Origin of the sequence: Pedobacter sp. KBS0701, assembly GCF_005938645.2 — a bacterium.
Taxonomy (GTDB): Bacteria; Bacteroidota; Bacteroidia; order Sphingobacteriales; family Sphingobacteriaceae; genus Pedobacter.
On sequence record NZ_CP042171.1, the window covers coordinates 1,358,931 to 1,377,856 of the forward strand.

The following is an 18,926-nucleotide window of genomic DNA, read 5'->3' on the forward strand; positions in this document are numbered from 1 at the left end:
TCTGTAATTAGTCTCTAATGATATTGATATAACCTTTAAATGTACCGATGCCCTTACCTAAATCGATGATGTAATAATAGGTTCCTTCGTTTAAGGGGCTACCGTTTATGGTTCCGTCCCAATCGTTGGCATAGGTATGTTTGGTGTATAATATCCTTCCGGCTTTATCGAAAATCTTTAAGGTGTTGTTTGGATAGTAATCGATGTTTTTGACGATAAATTTATCGTTGTAACCATCGCCATTAGGGGTAATTACTGTACTGGCTTCGAGTTTATAATCTTCTATTACCGTAATGGCAATGTTTTGATCGCTTACACAACCGCTCGCATTGGTTACGCTAACCCGGTAGGTATCGCTCTGTTTTGGGCGGATGGTTAGGGCAGGGGTGTTCTGTCCGCTAAGGATATCTGCACCTGTCCAGCTGTATTGTACACCACCGGTTGCAGTTAAAATTAGGGCATCGCCTTTAGAGATGGTTACACCCTTATTGCTGCTGATGGAAATCACAGGTAAGGCGTAGACGGTTACAGTAGCGGTTCCGGTTTGCGCCTGACCGCAATTTGCATCTTTAACATTGACTAAATTATAGGCAAAAGTACCGGTTGCATTAGTGGGTGCCGAAACTGTTACCGATGCACTTGTAGCGGTTGTCGTTACAGTTTTACTTGTTCCGCCGTTAATATTATAGGTAAAAGTATAGGGTGCAGTCCCGTTTGCACCGGTAAAGGTGATGGTTTGGGCGGCTCCGTTTAAGCAGACTGCTGATGCGCCAGCAATACTTGCTGTAGCGGTTGAAGTAACCGTTAATTTGAAAGTTTTAATGGTTTTGTCTACCCCTCCAAAATCTGTTCCGCCATTATCCATTACAGTTACGGTAATATTGGCTACACCACTTACATTGTTTTTTAGATGGTAAGTGATGGTACCTTTATCTGTACCATTTGGTGTTACGGTTAATAGATCAAACAGGTCAGCATGATCAGCAGTAACCGAAAGTGTAGTATTTTGTGCAGTTTCAGGACCAGCAGAAATTCCGGTTAAAGCAATGTTTTGGTTGGTTGAGGAATAACAAACTGCCTGGTTTTCAACCGCATCGATGGTGGGTGCAGCATTGCCGAATAAATATCTCGTTTTAATCGGATAGTGATCTGTTGTGGTAGAACTGTAATTGGTCACGAGGTTTTTAACGGCATCTAAAACCTCGGCAGAGGCCGGAATGTAGTTGAGGTTAAGGTTTTTTGTGATGATCACGTTATCAATTACGGTATTAAATCCGTCTGTAGATTGTTTTCCTGCTAAACTTAAAGGTAGCGTAACCGGGAAATAATTAGCTGCATCCTGGGTGAAATCGGAATATGAAGTGCCAGTACCTGCAGGCATTGGTGCAATGGTTTTATCGGCATCCAGTACATCGTTAAAATCGCCAAGAATAATAACTTTTTTGCCAACAAGGTTAGCATCAAGCCAGTCTTTCAATTGTTTATTTCCGCCTTTTCTACGGTTATAGGCATCAATCTGATCGGCTGTTGGTCCTGTGTTTGCTTTCGCATGAATTTCAACAAAATAAACGGTATCCAATTTATTATTGATCTTCACCTGTGCCTGCATCATATAAGGAAAACGGCCCGATGACCAGTTTTTGTAGGGGGTACCATCGGCACTGGTTGCGGGTACAGCAGGGTTATAGGTATCTCTTAAAATGCCTAAAGTCGAAATTGGTTTAATCAGATCGGTGCGATACATAAAAGCCAGTTTTTGTGCCAACGGATAGTCTGCATCAGCTTTATCATCAGCATAGGATCCAAATTCGCTGAATAAAACATTATATCCTGCCGGTAAAACGGTATTTCTGAACAAAGTGGTATCTACCACCTCTGCAAAACCATAAATATCTGCATTTAGATTGTTCACTACGGTTTTAACGTTAGCCGCCTGTAATACATCGTTCGATGGATCCTGAGCTGGGCTGCCAAACCATTCAATGTTCCAGTTCACTACTTCTAATGTGTTGGCAATATCAAAGGTGTTTCCGGTTAAGGCAACGGTTTTATTTGCCGAACCGGTAGTAACAATGCTTACATTGCCGGTATAACTGGTATTCACTACCGTTGGCGAAAATTTAGCATAAACTGTTGGCGAAGTATTGTTGATGTCGGCTTTTTGATAAGTGATGGTACTGCTATAGGCTCCGGCACTTGTTTTTGATAAGGTGAAATTAGCAGGAGCAGTTAAGGTGACATCGCCTGTTAAGTTGCCTGCAGAAAAACCAAAGCTATTTGCAGCAGAAGTGGTATTAACCGCCTGGAAACCAAAACTAAGGCTTGATGGCGAAGTGGTAATATCAACCGCTGGCGGTGTGCTCGAATTGGTTACCGCAAAATCATCAACTGTCCAGCGGCTGGCTGATGAAGTGGTCGAGTTATATACAATAGCGATATAAATTGGCGTTGCTTTGTAGGCTGATAAATCTATATTGTCTGATTTGGTCCATTTATCACTACCCGTTTCAGGGAATTTACCATCTAAACTGGTCCATGTAGCCAGTGCAGGATTACCCGAACCGGTATAGTTTGTAGAAATTTTAAGTTGTAATTTATCACCTGCGAAAGCAGATCTTGTCCAGAAAGATAAAATAGCATAGTTAAATGAAGAAATATTTAAGACTGGAGAAATCAACCAGTCCTCATTTAAGATATTACCGCCAGAATAACCATTAATCTGGAGGGCATTTCCTGCGCTCGCCACACCTGTAGGGTCGCTTGCGTCATGTCCGAAGGTAGTAGTACAGCCCCAGGTTTGCGGACCTGTTACGCTGTATTGGTAAAAACCATCAGACAAGGCAGAACTGCCTACTGTTGTACAGTTTTCAAAATTGAAAGCCGTTTGGTTAGGATCTACCGACGCACCGGTTAATGAAAGTGGAACCGAGGTTGCACCTGAACTGGTGTGTAAAACGGCACCGGCTGAGTTGCCCACAGCTGTTGGGCTAAATTTTACATACACCGTTTGATTGGCGGCTAAATCTGCTACACTATAACTTAATGTAGTAGAAAAAGTAACGTTATCTTTAGAAATAGAATAAGGTGCTGTTGTTGTTAAAGTAGTGGCATTGGTTAAGTTTCCGGCCGAGAGTACATAGCTTTTTGAAGCTGATGTGGTATTTATTGCCTGGTTACTGAAAGCCAGGGTTTTTGGCGCAACAACTAAATAGGGGCCAGTTGTTGAAGTGGGTTCAGTTACCGAGCTGTTTTGCGGATTTGGTATCCTTGGTACAAAATCTAAAGAATTTTCATCGCTATCGTATCCATTACCTGCAAATTCTTCTGTACCACCAATGCCCATGGTGGTGGCATTTGATGTTGCACTTGCTTTTCTTTCAATTGATGTGGTGTTGGTTGTGGCAGGCGCAGGAGCTATACCTTCGTAGCCATTTGCTGTTCCATAACCAACTTTATCAATAATATTTGCATTAACCGGATTGGCACCTGTTTGAGGGGTAGCTAAATTGCTTAACAATACTTTTCCTGTTGTACCCGATAAGGTGAGTGTACCAATCTTATCAGGTGTTGGTAAATCTAATGTACCACCTGTACCCGCTGCCAGTTGGATCAGGTAAAAACCTTTTGAGGCGATAGAACCCGATAAGGTTGTTGCTGCCCAGCTGCCCGTACCGGTAGCACTGGCGTACTGTACGCTCCAGCCGGTTAAATCTACAGCACTAAGCGTTGGGTTGTACAACTCGATAAAGTCATTTTTATAGGTAGCACCGCTGTTGCCGCCACCGCCATAAACTTCAGAAATGACCACGTGATTGGCACCTGCTGGTTCTTTTGTCGAAGTGTTTTGCGGGTTTGGAGCCGTAACTACAAAATCGGTACTGTTGTTATCGGTATCGTAACTGTTTCCATTAAACTCTTCAGCACCCCCAACGGCTAAAGTTGCTGCTGTTGAAGTTGCACTTGCTTTACGTTCAATTGAAGTTGTATTGGAGATTACGGGGGTAGGTGCGGTTTCGAAACCGGTGGCTGTTGGGCCAAAGCCTACTTTATCAACTACCGCAGTGGTTGATGGATTGGCACCAGTTAAAAGCACATTTGAATTGCTTAAAATTACTTTTCCGGTTGTACCGGATAAGGTTAAAGTTCCGGTTGCATCTGGTGTAGGCAAATTAACCGTTCCACCTGCTCCAATAGCTTCCTGGATCAAGTAGAAACTTTTTGCAGGTATGCTACCCGTTAAATCTGTTTTTGCCCAGGTGCCTGTTCCGGTAGCATTTAAATACTGTACACTCCAGCCGGTTAAATCAACCGTGGTGTTATCAGGGTTATATAATTCGATAAAATCATTTTTGAAGGTTGCGCCGGTGTTTCCGCCGCCACCATAAATTTCAGATATTACAACGTGGGTTGGCGCTGCGGGTGGAGTTGTGCCCATACCTGCCGTAATAATGTTCTGTGTGCTTGCACCAGTGCTCGAAATACTAATATTGCCAGATGCAGCGGATGGTGTTGTAGGGCTAAAACGCGCAGAGACCGTTTTGCTTGTGGCAAGCTCAGCGCCAGTATAAACTAGCGAAGCGCTATAAGTAATATTATCTTTTGATAGATAAAAAGGTGCTGTAGTGGTAATATTTACCACATCGGTTAAGCCCGTGGCGTTTAAACTAAAGGTTTGTGCCGTAGAATTGGTGCCTGTATTTTGAGAACCAAAATCGAAAGCCGTTTGGTCTACTGTTAAAATTGTTGATAGTCCATTTCCGCTTACCGCAACATTAACCGGGCTGGCACCAGTGCTGGTATTAGTAATATTGCCACTGGCATTGCCGCCTGAAGTTGGACTGAAACGTACATAAACAAATGGAGATGCAGCCACTTCGGCTGTGGTATAACTGATGGAATTGCTGAAAGCGATATTATCTTTAGATACAAAGAAAGGTGCGGTCGAATTTATTAAAACAGCAGCCGTCAAATTGGCTCCTCCTAATGTATAACTTTGTGCTGTAGAATTTGAATTGATGTTTTGATCGCCAAAAAGAAACGTTGTATTTGAGGCTGATAAAACCGGCGTAGTTGTAGTATTGCCCTTTGGCGTGATGCTAAAATCGTCAATAGTGTAAATGCCATCGCTTCCTAAATCGTCTGTATCTGTCCAGCGGATATAAAGTGTAGCCCCATTTGCCCAGGTAATTGCGTTGATGCTTCCAGAAACAGGGGTTTGGTTTGCTGGTAAGTTACCATCAATGCCGGCTGCCGTGGTTGTTGTTGTTAACTTTTCGTTAAGCTCCATGTCGGTAAGCGGGAGCCAGGTGGCCGATGCGTCGGCAATACTGGTGGCATTGAAGCTATATTCGAAATTTAGTTTTTCGTTAACCGTAGCCGTTGAGCCAGTTCGCCACTGTTCCATTACGCCAGATAAATCGATTGAGGTTACGGTGGCACCGGTGTTATTCTGAAATCCGGCCCCAAATCTCGGTACTAACGCGCCAGAGGCAAGGCTTCCTAACGAACGGTCGGCAGCTCCTGCTGTTCCTGCATTGTAAGCGGCTCCACTATTTGACGAAGCGGTGTAAACCGTTAACGTTAAGGCCGAACCAACGGCTGCGGCGTTTGTGCCGCCCGCTTTAACGGCACTCCATCCGGCAACTGTCGAAGTTCCTGTTGCGGTTATGCCGTCAAAATTTTCTGCTTTAGCGGTATTTATTGCAGTTAATGAAACCTGGGCAGATAAATAATCCGAGAAAACCAGAAAAAATAAAATGAGAAGTAAAAATCTTTTCATAGAATAAGTTTTATTTATAGCAAATGTATAGGCAAAAGCCTTATTATCAGATTAACTTAATGTTAATTTAGGTAATTGTGGAAAAATAAATGTAATGAGGAATAATTTTATGATTATGCCGACGTTGACGTGCTTTTTGTATTTCAGTTTAAATATTAGACTACACTATCATTGACAGTTTGGAATACAAGGGGCGTCATCTCGACTGGAGTGCAACGGAATGAAGAGATCTTGGAACAAATTATTGAAATTAAATTAAAGATTTTGCTTCGCAGAGCCTTCGGGTTCTCCACTCCGCTCGAAATGGCGGTACTTAGAGTCCGTTTATCGTCTTAAAATTAAAATCCACTGTTATTTATTTTGGTTTTTATGAAATAGACCATCATGACTTTGGTTGTTATCATGATATTGCTATTGATGTTCCCGCTGATTTAAAGAGATAAACGCAAATCTTATCATATAAAGGTTTGCGCCTGGTGATGCATACTTTGTTATTAAGCCTGATTGTAACGGAAATCCCGATTGTTTTATCGGGAGAGGACTTGAAGAGTAAAGCAGGACAGGAGGCGGCCACAAAGAACCTTAAATTCACTTCTAAAAAAGCAATCTAATATATCCCTGATCAAACAGGTTTCCAGCTTATTCACGCAATTTTTATAAGTAAGATATTATAAATACTCTTCAATATTTCCTTTACCCTCACGGATGACTTCAAACTCGCCGGTGGTACAATCAATTACAGTAGAGGCTTCATTATCGCCATAACCGCCATCTATTACCAGGTCTACCAGGTCTTCATATTTTTCGTGGATCAATTCCGGATCGGTAGAATATTCGATTACATCATCGTCATCTTTTATGGAAGTTGATAGGATAGGATTGCCAAGTTCTTTGACAATACAGCGTGCAATGTTGTTGTCGGGTACACGGATACCGACCGTTTTTTTATTCGAACTTAATAATTTGGGTACGTTGTTATTCGCATTAAAAATAAAGGTAAAAGGGCCTGGTAGCGCTTTTTTTAATACCCTGAAAGTGGTATTGTCAATCGGTTTAATGTAATCAGAAATGTGCTTTAAATCATGGCAGATAAAAGAAAAGTTGGCTTTCTCGGGCTTGATGCCACGTAAGCGGCAAATTTTTTCGATAGCTTTAGGATTGGTAATATCGCAGCCCAAACCGTAAATGGTATCAGTTGGGTAGATGATCAAGCCACCTTTTTTCAGCACATCAACAACCTGTTCAATGGCTCTTTCGTTGGGGTTTTCCGGATAAATCTTAATAAGCATAGCGTAAAAATAACAATTTAATGGTGTCAGTTGTTTAATAATCCTAATCTTTGTACTAACAAAACATACGCTAATCTATTATTATGAGAAAAGCTTTCGTTGCGATTGCCGCATTTTTAATTGCCCTAACCATTATGCTGGGTTTGTACCATCCTTTTTTATGGTGGACATTCATCTTCACCGGTCCTTTTGTAATTCTTGGTATTTACGATTTATACCAGCCTAAACACAGTATCGTAAGAAATTACCCTGTTTTCGGGCGTTTAAGGTATTTTATGGAAGAGTTAAGGCCGAAAGTATATCAATACTTTGTAGAAAGCGATACCAACGGTACGCCTTATAACAGGCTAAACCGCTCTTTGATCTATCAACGTGCTAAAAAAGACAACGATACCATTCCCTTCGGAACGCAGTTGAATGTTTACGATAATGGCTACGAATGGTTAAGCCACAGTATTGCTGCGATTTCACACCATGAGCTGAATTTAGATCCGCGAGTTACCGTTGGTGGGCCAGATTGTAAGAAGCCTTACTCGGCCAGTATCTATAACATTTCTGCCATGAGTTTTGGCTCCTTAAGTCAGAATGCCATTTTAGCTTTAAATGGTGGTGCTAAAATGGGCAACTTTGCCCACAATACGGGTGAGGGTGGCATCAGCGATTATCACCGTCAGCCAGGTGGCGATTTAATCTGGCAGATTGGTACAGGATATTTTGGCTGCCGTAATGCCGACGGAACTTTCAACTACGAAGCTTATGCAGAAAGGGCACAAACGGATCAGGTAAAAATGATCGAGATTAAACTTTCGCAAGGCGCTAAACCAGGACATGGTGGTATGTTACCAGCCAAAAAGGTAACACCAGAGGTTGCCAGGATTCGTTTAGTGCCCGAAGGTAAAGATGTCTTGTCTCCGCCGGCTCACTCCGCTTTTAATACACCTATCGGTTTATTGGAGTTTGTTAAAAAACTCCGCGATTTATCAGGTGGCAAACCCGTAGGCTTTAAACTGTGCATCGGTCGTAAAAGTGAGTTTTATGCCATTTGCAAAGCTATGGTAGAAACCGGAATTTACCCTGACTTTATCACTGTTGATGGTGGTGAGGGTGGAACAGGTGCTGCGCCGCAGGAGTTTTCGAATTCGGTAGGTATGCCCCTGCGCGAAGGTGTGGCATTTGTGTATGATGTTTTAAATGGTTTTGATCTGAAAAAACACATTAAAATAATTGCTTCAGGTAAAGTTGCAACAGGTTTCGATCTGGTTAAAAATATAGCCCTTGGTGCCGATATGTGTAATGCTGCCCGCGGAATGATGTTCGCTTTGGGTTGTATTCAGGCTTTAGAATGTAACAGCAATACCTGCCCGACAGGAGTGGCCACGCAAGATCAGAGTTTAATGAAGGGCCTGGTAGTGGAAGATAAAACGGTTCGCGTTAAAAACTTCCATAACCTAACCGTAGCCAGTGCGGTAGAATTATTAGGTGCAGCGGGTTTAAGAGAAACACATCAGTTAAGCAGGGCCTATATCAACAGGCGCGTAAGCCCAAGTGTAATGCAGAGTTATCTGGAGACTTTTCCCTATATCCCTGCAGGCAGTTTGTTACAAACGCCTTATCCAACCCGTTACGAACTGGGAATGGCATTGAGTACTTCGGCCAGTTTTGCCCCAACAGATTATAAAGTTTCGGCGGTAGATTACGCACACGCCAATCCGTATGGTGATAGCATGCATGATGATGGACGATAACAGCCAGGGATAACTTACGAAGTTTCAAAGGGCAAAGGACGCTAGCGTTGGCAGAACTTCGTAAGTCTTTTCCGTATCGCCTTGGTTTTGGGCTATTTTTGGAAAAGCAGGTGCAGTAGCATTTGGGTTTGTTCAGTCCTGCTTTTTGCTGCAAGTCCAACGCTGCGGGCTTTCCGCGTCAATCAGGTTTAAGTGGCAAGTAATGAAGAGGTATTAACGGATTAATCAGCAAATATTCAATCGGAACGGAAACCACCAATTTGCAACAATATGATCGCGAATGAATCGTCATCTCGACCGTAGTGGAGAGATCTTTTAATATGGTCCAAAGATCTCTCCATTTCGTTGCACTTCAGTCGAGATGACGCCGATTTTTAGAATATATCATTAATAGGAGATAACTTCTGGAGTTTTCCCGTTGGTATAAAAAAAAGAAGTCAAGTTTTTAAACTTGACTTCTTTGATAATAGGCTATTTGTTTTCCCTAAACCCTAAACCCTAAACCTTCCTAAAACTCTGCGTTTTTCGGAAATCTCGGGAAAGCGATTACGTCACGAATGTTGGTCATTCCGGTTACGAACAATACTAAACGCTCAAAACCTAAACCAAAACCTGAGTGCGGTGCCGAGCCAAAACGGCGGGTATCTAAATACCACCAAAGCTCATCTTGCGGGATATTTAAATCTTCCATACGTTTCGTTAAACGATCCAAACGTTCTTCACGTTGCGATCCGCCAATCATTTCTCCAATACCCGGGAATAAGATATCCATGGCTGCAACCGTTTGTCTGCCTTCCGCATCTGGTTCGTTCTGGCGCATGTAGAACGATTTAATATCAGCAGGATAATCGGTTAAGATGACCGGTTTTTTAAAGTGTTTTTCCACCAGGTAACGTTCATGCTCACTTTGTAAATCAGCACCCCATTCATCAATCAGGTATTTAAACTGTTTCTTCTGGTTCGGTTTAGAAGACTTTAAAATCCTGATTGCCTCGGTATACGTTAAACGTTCAAATTCGTTGGCTAAACAGAAATCTAGCTTTTCTAAAAGGCTAAATTCGCTGCGTTCGTTCTGCGGTTTTTGTTTATCCTCTTCAGCTAAACGGGTATTTAAGAATTCTAATTCATCTTTGCAGTTATCTAAAGCATATTTTATGACATACTTCATCATATCTTCTGCAAGCTGCATGTTGTCTTCTAAATCTGCAAAAGCAACTTCGGGTTCAATCATCCAGAATTCTGCCAGGTGACGTGTAGTATTCGAATTTTCTGCCCTGAAAGTAGGGCCGAAAGTATAAATCTGTCCGAAAGCCATTGCTGCCAGTTCACCTTCCAATTGTCCGGATACAGTTAAGTTGGTTGCACGGGCAAAGAAATCCTGCGAGAAATCTACCTTACCGTCTTCCGTTCGTGGTGTATTATCGAAATCCAAAGTGGTTACTTTAAACATTTCGCCTGCACCTTCCGCATCACTTGCGGTAATTACAGGGGTATGCATGTACACAAAACCACGATCGTTGTAGAATTGGTGGATGGCAAAGGCCAAGGCATGACGCACCTTAAAAACCGCGTTAAAAGTATTGGTACGGAAACGCAGGTGTGCAATTTCGCGTAAAAACTCTAAACTGTGTTTCTTTGGTTGTAATGGAAACTTTTCAGGATCGCTATCGCCCAAAATTTCTACCGTTGTTGCCTTGATTTCGACAGATTGACCTTTACCAAGTGATTCGATCAATTTACCTGTTGCAGAAATGGCCGCGCCAGTTGTTATTCTTTTTAACAGCTCATCAGGTAAATTATTAAAATCGATCACAACCTGGATATTGCCCATGCAAGATCCGTCATTTAAGGCAATAAACTGATTATTACGGAAAGTTCTAACCCATCCCATAACCCTTACTTCTGTGTCAAATGCTGTCGACTTTAATAAATCTTTAATTTGCTGTCTCTTAATCATATTGTTATTTGTAAAAGGCGCAAATTTAGAAAAAAAATGTATCAGTTAGCAGGTTTCAGTATACAGTTTTCAGTTTTTTAGCATGAATCCGCTGCCAACTGAAAATTGCGAACTGTCAATTGCCAAGTCTTATCGTAAATTCTTATCTTGAAAAGATTTACAGCTAAAGACAATTTTAACATATCCATCTACAGCACCTCATGAATAAGTTTGATATAGATAAACAAACCCTAACTGATTTAAACATATTTGAGGTTCATGGCTTAAATAAAAGTATTTTTTCTCTGTTCAAACTTACTTCTACAATTAAAGGCAATGATAAATTATCTGAAATTTTCAGATTGCCTTCCACAGATATTAAGATCATTACGGAAAGACAAGGTTTAATCAAATATCTATCCAATTATAACGAAGATTTAAACTTTGACTATACGAACATAGACTTTATTGAAAGTTATCTGGAGCAGAATGGTAAAATCAAATTCTATTCAAAGATTTCGGCATTAACTAAGTCTATCAATTATTTCTTTTATCCAAATCAGGCATATTATTTAAAAGAAAAAGGCATAAAGGAAATTATCTCTTTGCTTAAGAAGCTTACTGAAGTCTTTGCGACACTAGATCAAGAGGTTAAGCCTGCGCTGGTTAAAGAATTTAATGAGGTTGCTGGAATTTTATTTAAGCAAAAATTAATTAAAGCTATTGTTGAGCGGTTTGAGAAAAAGATTAACTTATTCGAATTAGAAGAGCTGGATTTTATGTTTAGGGGATCTGAGCTAATGACAATCAAGCGGTTTTTAGATTTAGTTTACCAAATTGATGCCTATTATGCTGTTGTTAAGGCAGCCAGGAAATACAATTTAGCCTTGCCAAATGTAAATGCAAAAGAGTCCCATCTGCGTATTAAAGGTGTTTTTCATCCTTTTTTAAATCACCCGGTTGCTAATGATATTGAATTTGAAATTGGTAAGAACGTCTGTTTCCTAACGGGAAGTAATATGGCTGGGAAATCTACTTTTTTAAAATCTGTTGGGATTTCTGTTTATCTGGCTCATTTAGGTTTTCCTGTTCCTGCAACCTATATGGAGACAGGAATTTGGCAAGGATTGGTGTCGACCATAAACTTGCCTGATAATTTAAATGAAGGGTTTAGCCATTTTTACAATGAAGTTTTAAGGGTAAAGTATGTTGCAGAGAAGATTAAAGTTTCTAAAAATATTTTTGTAATTTTTGATGAGCTGTTTAGGGGTACGAATGTTAAAGATGCATTTGACGGATCTTTATCTGTGATTAAATCATTTTCTGCAATAAAAGACTGTTATTTCATGATTTCAACTCATATTATTGAGGTTGCCGAAATATTAAAGGAGAATGAAAGTATTATGTTTAAATATCTATCTACCAAAATGGAGCACAACAAACCTACATTTACCTATAATCTTATGAATGGAATTACCGATGAACGGATAGGGATGTGGATTATTGAAAATGAAAAGATTGATGAAATTTTAAGCAGTAGAAATTTAGAATAGATTTCTACTGCTTTTTATGGCTGATGATATAAAACTATAAACTGCCTACTGTTGTTGTTGTTGCTGTTGTTGCTGCTGCATGGCTTCCATGTACTCCTGATAGCTGTTTTTGGTTCTCCCGGTAATTATTGATCCTGTGGGTTTGCTGTAATTCACCTCTTTTGGCTGGAAGTAAGTTTCCTGATCGTTAAAATCTTCATCATTATAACCTACAGATACATTAACTTCCATGATGTGTTCGAAGCCGCCTTTATAAACCCCTTTTACGGGTGAGCAGTCGGTAAAATTCCGGCCTACCGCCAGGCGGACATGGTTTTCGTTTACAATGCAATTATTGGTCGGGTCTAAACCTAGCCAGCCATATTCGGGCAGGTAAGCCTCCGCCCAGGCATGGGTTGCGCCTTCGCCCCGCATGCCGTCTCTGTTAGGGCAGATATAACCGCTTACATAACGTGCCGGGATGCCCGTTAAACGCAGCATGGCGGTTAATACATGTGCGAAATCCTGACAAACGCCCGCTTTTAGTTTTAGAATCTCCTCAATGGTGGTATCAACTGCCGTTACACCTTTAATGTATTCGAAATTGTTGAAAACATCCGCGCAGTATTTTATAGCGGTTTGGTAAGGGGTATCATCACGACCTTTAATGCTCAGGGCTGTTTCCTTTAATTGAGTTATCCCGTCAAAACTTTCCTGCCGTAAATAATCGATAAAGGGTACTTCAAATTTTAGGGCGCTTAAGCTGTTCCACTGCTCGCTGCTAAACATATCATCCTGTGGCAAAGGCTTCGGAAAAGTTTCTACACTTACCTTCGAAAAGATTTTAAGTTGGGTGTGCGGTTCGTTTTGGGTAAAAGTGCCCACTTCATTGCCGTAATAATCAATAAAAATTTCAATCTCCGGGCTTCCAGAGATATTCAGGTCGTGTTTAACCACTTTCTGAAAATCATCTTTAATTGGAAATAGAATAATCTGATTCGCACTATCCCGAACAGGTAATTCGTACTTATAATTGGTAATATGTTTGATTTTGAAAATTGGCATAATGTTTATTGTTATGTTTTACCACAGATAAAAAGGATAAACACAGATGAGAAATCAGTAAAGGAAAATCATATCTATGTTAATTGTGTCTATCTATGGTTAAAAAACTGTTTATGAATTTGCGAAATAATATTCATTTAGCAGGTTTCCGATGCCGAAGAGTTCGGCCCTGATTTCTGTAAGGTAATGGTGTAATTGCTCTTCGTTCATGGTGTTAACTGAGCTATAGGTAATCATACTTTTTAAGCGTCCTATTTTAAAAGACAGGTTATTGTAGTGTTCGATATTACTTTCGCTCTTTAACCGGTTAAAATATCTTTCAATATTGTTCATCGCATATAATGCCGAACGCGGAAAATCGTTATTAAGCATTACCAGTTCGATAATGTTTTTTGCATCAAATCCCTGGCGATAGGTTTTCAGGTATAATTCATAGCCACCCAATGATAGTAATAAATGTTTCCAATAGGCGATATCAGTCAGCAGGTCAGGATTGTTGCTGATCGAACTGAATTTAATGTCCAGGATATCGATAGATTGGATGCTTCTTTCCAAATGTTTGCCGATTTTCATGAAACTTCTGCTTTCACCACGTTCCATTACGCTGTCGGCTGTGCCATGATATAACATTACCTGTTTAATCAAAACATCCAGGGCTGTTACCGGATCATCTTTTTGTACGTACCACAATAATTTCTCGTCTTTAACCGCATGGTAATATTCGTTTAAACATTGCCATAAGTCTTTGGGGATATGTTCCTGTACGCTCCTTGCATTCTCACGCGCAAGGGTAACGATGTTTAAAATCGAATTCTGGTTATCGCGGTTTAACAGGAGGTATTCGATCACGGCGCGACTATCATGCTGGATATTCAATAGTTCATTTTCGTCATCAGATGAAAAAATCCTGATTACGGGTTTCCAGGTGAATTCCTGTATGGTATCTTGTGAGGAAGCGTAATTTATTTTTAACATACGCAGCATGCCGTCGCTGCGCTCAACATACCTGCTTAACCAATATAGGCTTGATGCCACTCTACTTAACATATTCTGTATTCTAAGAAGTTAAAACCCATGTATCTTTACTGCCACCGCCCTGCGAACTGTTTACCACAAGTGAACCCTCTTTTAAGGCTACCCTGGTTAAGCCTCCCGGAACAATCGAAATACCATCTGGTCCATTTAAGGCGAAGGGGCGGAGGTCTATTCTGCGCGGAGCCAGTTTCCCATTAATAAAACACGGCGCGGAAGACAGGCTGATGGTGGGTTGGGCAATAAAGTTGCGCGGATCTTTCAGTACCTCAATTTTGTATTCATCGGTTTCCTTTTCGCTGGCCGCATGCCCCATTAACATGCCGTAACCCCCACTTCCGTTGGTTTTTTTGATTACCATGGTATTAATGTTTGCAAAAACATAATCAAGCTCATCTTTATTGCTGAGCTGATAGGTGGGTACATTCTTTAATATAGGTTCCTCATTCAGGTAATACCTGATCATATCTGGTACATAGGTGTAAACGGCTTTATCGTCGGCTACGCCATTGCCTACTGCATTAATAATAGCTACATTACCTTTACGGTAAGCACCCATCAGGCCTGCTACGCCCAGTACGCTGTTTGGATTAAATACTAAAGGATCGAGATAATCATCATCCACCCTCCGGTAAATTACATCAACCTGCTGCAGGCCGGTGGTGGTTTTCATAAATACCTTTTGATTTTTAACTACCAGATCACGCCCTTCTACCAATTCTACCCCCATTAAGCGGGCCAGGGTAGTATGTTCGTAATAGGCAGAATTATACATGCCCGGACTCAGCAGTACAATTGTTGGGTTCGAAACTGCTCTGGGAGAGAGACTCATTAAATTTTTATATAATATGGCAGGATATTCGGTTACGCTCCTTACGCCGCACTGCGGAATCAGGTCGGGGAACAGCCTTTTGGTAATTTCCCTGTTTTCGAGCATATAACTAACACCTGATGGGGTTCGGAGATTGTCTTCCAGTACGTAGAACGTGCCATCGTGATCTCTGATCAGGTCTATTCCGGCGATATGGATGTAAATATCGTGCAATACATTTACATTGTGCATCTCCCTTAAAAAGTGCGGACAAGAATAAATTACATTTATGGGTACAATTTGATCTTTTAAGATAAATTGATTGCTGTAAATGTCTTTAAGGAAAAGATTTAGCGCTTTTAGCCTTTGTTTTATTCCTTTTTCTATGAAAGACCACTCGATGGAAGTAATAATTCTCGGGATGATATCAAAAGGAAAGATTTTTTCGATGCCTTCACCGCTATCATATACCGTAAAGGTAATACCTTGACTCATAAATAGCTTTTTAGCGAGTTCTTCCTTTTTGTTTAGATTTTCGAGAGACTCTTTAGAGAAATTGCTGATGAAATTTGCATAGTGATTTCTGTAATTATCACCATTTAGAAACATTTCATCGTAAGTTTTGGGATGATTAAAATAATTTTTTATAAAATCTTCTATCATTTCGCTTAAATATTTCCTTAAATTATAATTTTTTGACTAAATAAATAGCTTTTAAGGGTAAATATTTGTTTTTGTAGTTAATTATGTCTGTTGATTTGATTTTTATTGTCTTAATATTAGTGTTTTATCTAATTTTTTATAAAAAAATTAAATTTTTTAATAAAAATACTTGCTGGTATGGATAAAGTTTGTACTTTTGTAATGCTCGTTAATTATTATTATATATTTGGTTTAAAAAAAGCGCTGGCAACGGCGCTTTTTTTATAAAACTTCAAGACTTATTCATAATCAACATAAACCAAACAACCTAAACCAAGAAAGCTCCAGATAACTGGGGCTTTTCTTTTTTTATATTTATTTCAATCGGTTAACTGTAGGATAAAGCTTGGTGGAGGGTAGTAGTTTTGTCATCTCCACGCATGCGGGAATCTTAATGCGATATGCTTTTCCTTTTATAACTTATAAAATCCTTTTAGATCTGCGGTCCTTTTCTGCGCGATTAGCGGGAAACAAACTAATTTTGTGGTTTAAAGTTTTTCCCGCAGATTTAAGAAGATAAGAAACGCAGATTAAACAGATATTGAGTTAAGGATTAAGAAATGTCGTCATCCTCGCTTATGCGGGAATCTTAATGCGGTATGCTTTTCCTTTTATAACTTATACAATCCCTCTAGTTCTGCGGGCCTTTTCTGCGCGATTAGCGGGAAACAAATGAATTTGCATTTAAGGTTTTTCCCGCAGATTTAAGAAGATAAGAAACGCAGATTAAACAGATATTGAGTTAAGGGCTAAGAAATGTCGTCATCCTCGCTTATGCGGGAATCTTAATGCTATATGCTTTTCCCTTTTATAACTTATACAATCCCTCTAGTTCTGCGGGCCTTTTTTGCGTCCTCAGCGGGAAACAAATGAATTTGCATTTAGGTTTTTCCCGCAGATTTAAAAAGATAAGAAACCCAGATTAAACAGGTATTGAGTTAAGGGCTAAGAAATGTCGTCATCCTCGCTTATGCGGGAATCTTAATGCGGTATGCTTTACAATTCCCTTTATAACTTATAAATTCCCTTTAAATCTGCGGCCCTTTTCCGCGTCATCAGCGGGAAACAAACTAATTTTGTGGTTTAAAGTTTTTTCCGCAGATTTAAGAAGATAAGAAACGCAGATTAAACAGGTATTGAGCTAAGGATTAACAAATGTCCTCATCCTCGCGCATGTGGCGATCTTATGCTGTAGTACTGGTACTTCGTCAAATTTTTTATACAAAAAAAAGCTACCTGATTTGGATAGCTTTCAATATATGTTTTGTTGTTGTTATTCTTCAGAATAAGTAATTTTATTCACATGTTTATCGATTTCCCATCTTCCGGTACCTTCTTCGCCAATCACTTCGAATAATTCTAATGCTCTGCGTGCTTTATACTCTTCTTCGCGTTGTTCTTTCAAGAACCAGTTCAAAAATTCCATGGTTACAAAATCCTGCTCTTTATGGCATTTAGCAGCCAGGTTTTTAAAACTCTGGGTAATGGCAATCTCTGCTTCTAAAGCATCTTCGAAAACTTCTCTGAATCCGGCAAATTCGGTTTTGATGCCAGAAACTTCCGGAGATATTGCGTTTCCACCCATATCCAAAACATATTTGAACAATTTCAATTGGTGTACTCTTTCTTCTTCAGATTGCTTTAAGAAATAATCTGCTGAAAAATCAAATCCATTTTGGTCACACCAGGATGACATGGATAAATATAGTGATGAAGAGTGTGCTTCTTTTTTGATCTGCTGATTTAATAATGTTTCAATATCCTGTGATATTAAACATTTAATGCGCATTAAGTCTTTCATAATTTTCTTTGCTTAACTAATAATACAAATGTAACATCAAATTAACCAGATTGTGTGATTTATTTGTAATATGAAATTAGTCTAAATTGCTGATAATTAGTTATTTGTAATCAGTTTAAATAAGGTGGAATGGATCATGTAAGAGGTAAGACGGATGATGGAAAATGGAAGGATAACGCGAGACGGATAGTGGTTGAGGATCAGAAGGATAAAGATCAGTTTTCAGTTGGCAATTTTCAGTCAGTAGTTTCCAATGAATTAAATCATGTGAATAATTTAGGATCAGAGAGTGGTAATATATCGAAATCTACCTGGTGATCGTCATCCTGAGAGATAGTTTATTGTGTAAAAATCAACATAAGTGACAGTAATTAATCTGTGTTTTTAAAAAAAAACTCAATTTTTCGTCCTTTCGAGCGGAGTGCTGCCTGTACCGATTTTACATCGGTAACGCAGTCGAGACCGAGGAGGCTCTTCGAAGCAAAATCTATTTTGATAGCTCTCTCCACTTCGCGTTGCTCCGGTCGAGATGACGAGCTTTTTTTGGAATCTGTCAATGGTAGCTTGTTGAAAGGATTGTTTTAAATGTTTCACAAGGCTTTTCGATACTTCGCCAAGCTCAGTACAGGCCAGGCTCAACGTGGCAAATTCAATTGAATTCCAATTTATGATAAGGCCTCGGCGCACAGAATGGATAACCAAGCAATTATTGAATGGCAGTGAGGTAAGCAGGAAATTTTGAGTTAACGCTTTTAAACTGGCTGTTTAATATTAGCAGTTAACCAACTTAAACAATTAACCCGAAGAATAGCCGGCAATTTTCAGTTACCAATGGACAAATGACTAATGAACTAGTAAACTAATCTATAGAGGCAGTCGCTGATGATGTGGTTGAGTTTGAACATGGTGAAAGTACCATGCAACAGATCTTTTAAGGCAATAATTTCCAATGCACTTAATAAATAGATGTGTTCGCAACCATTAAAGGTAACCAGTTCGAAATCGGCTTTGTGGGTATTTAAAAGGAGTGCTTCAATATCAATCTGTTCTACAACAGCTTTTAATTTCAGAAGAGACAGGCAATTGAAACGTGCAAATTTACCGCCAAAATCTACATAAAAGCAGTTTAACTTATCTGACTGATAAATTGAACCATGGGTATTTGAGAATACGTTAACCAGTTGGTTAATATCTATACACGCTTTTTCCATCGGTTACAAAAATTGGTATTATT

12 protein-coding genes are annotated in these 18,926 nt (G+C 39.7%); 4 read left to right on the top strand and 8 right to left on the bottom strand.

What is annotated here, in order from left to right:
• Positions 1-7: 7 nt before the first annotated feature.
• Positions 8-5,779 carry a lamin tail domain-containing protein gene (locus FFJ24_RS05405; RefSeq protein WP_138823268.1) on the bottom strand — a complete coding sequence of 1,924 codons (5,772 nt, stop codon included), beginning with the start codon at positions 5,777-5,779 and terminating at the stop codon, positions 8-10.
• Positions 5,780-6,258: 479 nt separating this feature from the next.
• On the opposite strand from FFJ24_RS05405, the gene FFJ24_RS26640 reads away from it, so the two are divergent.
• The gene (locus FFJ24_RS26640; RefSeq protein WP_256377606.1) at positions 6,259-6,390 is read left to right on the top strand and encodes a hypothetical protein; all 132 of its coding nucleotides are present in this window, start codon (positions 6,259-6,261) and stop codon (positions 6,388-6,390) included.
• Positions 6,391-6,447: 57 nt separating this feature from the next.
• Here FFJ24_RS26640 and FFJ24_RS05410 read toward each other — a convergent pair whose 3' ends face one another.
• Positions 6,448-7,068: an L-threonylcarbamoyladenylate synthase gene (locus tag FFJ24_RS05410; RefSeq protein WP_138823270.1), complete on the bottom strand. Its 621-nt coding sequence runs from the start codon at positions 7,066-7,068 to the stop codon at positions 6,448-6,450.
• An 83-nt stretch (positions 7,069-7,151) separates the two neighbouring features.
• On the opposite strand from FFJ24_RS05410, the gene FFJ24_RS05415 reads away from it, so the two are divergent.
• On the top strand, positions 7,152-8,813 hold the full coding sequence (locus FFJ24_RS05415) for an FMN-binding glutamate synthase family protein (RefSeq protein WP_138823272.1): 1,662 nt from the start codon (positions 7,152-7,154) through the stop codon (positions 8,811-8,813).
• Between the two features lie 508 nt (positions 8,814-9,321).
• On the opposite strand, the gene asnS is transcribed toward FFJ24_RS05415, so the two are convergent.
• On the bottom strand, positions 9,322-10,770 hold the full coding sequence (gene asnS, locus FFJ24_RS05420) for an asparagine--tRNA ligase (protein ID WP_138823274.1): 1,449 nt from the start codon (positions 10,768-10,770) through the stop codon (positions 9,322-9,324).
• Positions 10,771-10,970: 200 nt separating this feature from the next.
• Between asnS and FFJ24_RS05425 the strand changes: the two genes are divergently transcribed.
• Complete coding sequence (locus FFJ24_RS05425; protein ID WP_138823276.1) at positions 10,971-12,302, top strand: hypothetical protein; 1,332 nt, start codon at positions 10,971-10,973, stop codon at positions 12,300-12,302.
• 45 nt (positions 12,303-12,347) lie between these two features.
• Here the strand turns inward: FFJ24_RS05425 and FFJ24_RS05430 are convergent, their stop codons facing one another.
• The 4 genes from FFJ24_RS05430 to FFJ24_RS05445 all read right to left on the bottom strand — a co-directional run bounded on the left by FFJ24_RS05430 (position 12,348) and on the right by FFJ24_RS05445 (position 17,692).
• On the bottom strand, positions 12,348-13,346 hold the full coding sequence (locus tag FFJ24_RS05430; RefSeq protein WP_138823278.1) for a transglutaminase family protein: 999 nt from the start codon (positions 13,344-13,346) through the stop codon (positions 12,348-12,350).
• Between the two features lie 111 nt (positions 13,347-13,457).
• Complete coding sequence (locus tag FFJ24_RS05435; RefSeq protein ID WP_138823280.1) at positions 13,458-14,393, bottom strand: alpha-E domain-containing protein; 936 nt, start codon at positions 14,391-14,393, stop codon at positions 13,458-13,460.
• A gap of 10 nt (positions 14,394-14,403) precedes the next feature.
• Positions 14,404-15,852, bottom strand: coding sequence for a circularly permuted type 2 ATP-grasp protein (locus FFJ24_RS05440; RefSeq protein WP_138823282.1), 1,449 nt, complete (start codon positions 15,850-15,852; stop codon positions 14,404-14,406).
• A gap of 1,312 nt (positions 15,853-17,164) precedes the next feature.
• A complete protein-coding gene (locus FFJ24_RS05445; protein WP_138823284.1) occupies positions 17,165-17,692 on the bottom strand; it encodes a ferritin in 528 nt (175 codons plus the stop codon).
• A gap of 129 nt (positions 17,693-17,821) precedes the next feature.
• On the opposite strand from FFJ24_RS05445, the gene FFJ24_RS05450 reads away from it, so the two are divergent.
• Positions 17,822-18,010, top strand: a complete 189-nt coding sequence (locus tag FFJ24_RS05450; RefSeq protein WP_138823286.1) for a hypothetical protein — start codon at positions 17,822-17,824, stop codon at positions 18,008-18,010.
• Positions 18,011-18,543: 533 nt separating this feature from the next.
• On the opposite strand, the gene FFJ24_RS05455 is transcribed toward FFJ24_RS05450, so the two are convergent.
• Positions 18,544-18,903: a hypothetical protein gene (locus FFJ24_RS05455; RefSeq protein ID WP_138823288.1), complete on the bottom strand. Its 360-nt coding sequence runs from the start codon at positions 18,901-18,903 to the stop codon at positions 18,544-18,546.
• Positions 18,904-18,926 lie beyond the last annotated feature (23 nt).